Raw genomic sequence first — 1,485 nt, 5'->3', positions numbered from 1 at the left:
AGGAAAATATATCTTGGTTTTTTGGTTAATAGTCTCTCGAATTCAACTGGAAATTCGTGATTTTGAGGGGCTTAAACATACTATACGAGGAGGAAGCAGTATGAAAAAGATGTTTAGGATTTTGTCATCTATCGTACTGGCAACGACTGTATTAGCACCTGCTGTATTTGCAGAAGAGGCTCCAACGCTTTCTTCAGAGAAAATTAGTACAGAAGAAGCCAAAGTAACAACACTAGAAGATTTAGATCGGAAGTTTAATTTGGAAAGTGTTGATGTTTTGCCTAAAGGAGTCATCCCTTTGAAATTTAATTCTGTGACAGAGGCAGACCAATATTTGTCATCAAAATATCTTAATGTAAGTCAAACAGCAGATAATGACAATTTCTCTCAAATGAGTGAAAGCAATGCAGGTAATACAACAGGGGAAATTCTTAGCACGCAAACAATAACAAAAACTAAATCTACTAAATTACAAGGTAGAATAAATCTAGATGTAACAGCAGTATATATACTAAAAAATGGATACATTTACAGTCTAGAAAAAGTAACGTCAGATATATCGGGAGAGACAACAAATTTTTCATGGAAACAAACTAGCTATACAGAAAAGAGACTTGACGCGAATAGAACAATTGCATTGACTGTGTATGGGGAACTCACAGAATATATGTACGTTAACGGACAAATAAGAAAAATTGTAACATCAAAAAATGTTTATGTGGAATTTCATGGTGCTTAATATTACAATAATCAGCCTGAGCAATGGGGCTGATTGTTATAATTACAAAACAATAAAAGCATAAATTATTAACTGTATTTGCCCAAAATGGATAACATAAATTTACAATAGTAAACAAAAAGAGACATCAACATTCATCCTGTGTAAAAATAGATGTACCACCAAACATTTTTACGCAGAGGAGAATGCTGTATATCTCATACGTATAGCGTAGCACATCAACAGGAAATCAACAATATTTTGCGCAAGTGGAATTTCCCGCTCTGTTTTTCAAAAGCAGTCATGAACCATATGGTTCATTTTATAGATGGTGTCATGACCCATGGCTTCTCTGGTACCCTTACCGATATTCACCGAGAAAGCTGCCATTCACGAAATCGGCGTACACTCAGTCATTTCTTATCACACGGAAAATGGGATGAAAACTACCTCATGCGCATCATCCAGGAAAAAACCTGGAAAACGATTCGACAAGAAGCCAAACGCACAGAAGAACTGATATTCATTATCATAGACGATACCGTTTGTGAGAAAACAAAGCCTTCGTCACAGGCGATGTTATCCATACAGGGAACGGGTTTTCATTATTCCCATACAAAAGGAAAGCAGGTATGGGGGCATGAGATGGTTCAACAAGTACTGCGTTGTGGTGATTGCGTGATTCCCTATGATTTCAAACGATATGAATCCGAGAAGCAAAGTAAAATTCAACTGGCCTGTGAGCTTGTAGCGAATTTACCACGTTG

Annotated in this window: 2 protein-coding genes; both read left to right on the top strand. The window is 36.5% G+C overall.

The genetic code is table 11. The features are described 5' to 3' along the window. Nucleotides 1–739: hypothetical protein (locus BLR88_RS18775; protein WP_217639413.1), on the top strand; the 739-nt coding region annotated here is incomplete at its 5' end. 240 nt (nt 740–979) lie between these two features. Further along, the coding region (locus BLR88_RS19240) for a transposase (protein WP_175493700.1) at nt 980–1,485 on the top strand (506 nt) is incomplete at its 3' end.

This window comes from Aneurinibacillus thermoaerophilus, assembly GCF_900099925.1.
Lineage (GTDB): Bacteria > Bacillota > Bacilli > Aneurinibacillales > Aneurinibacillaceae > Aneurinibacillus > Aneurinibacillus thermoaerophilus.
Note: the sequence above shows the minus strand (reverse complement) of the source record. Positions and strands in the feature narration are given on the sequence as shown.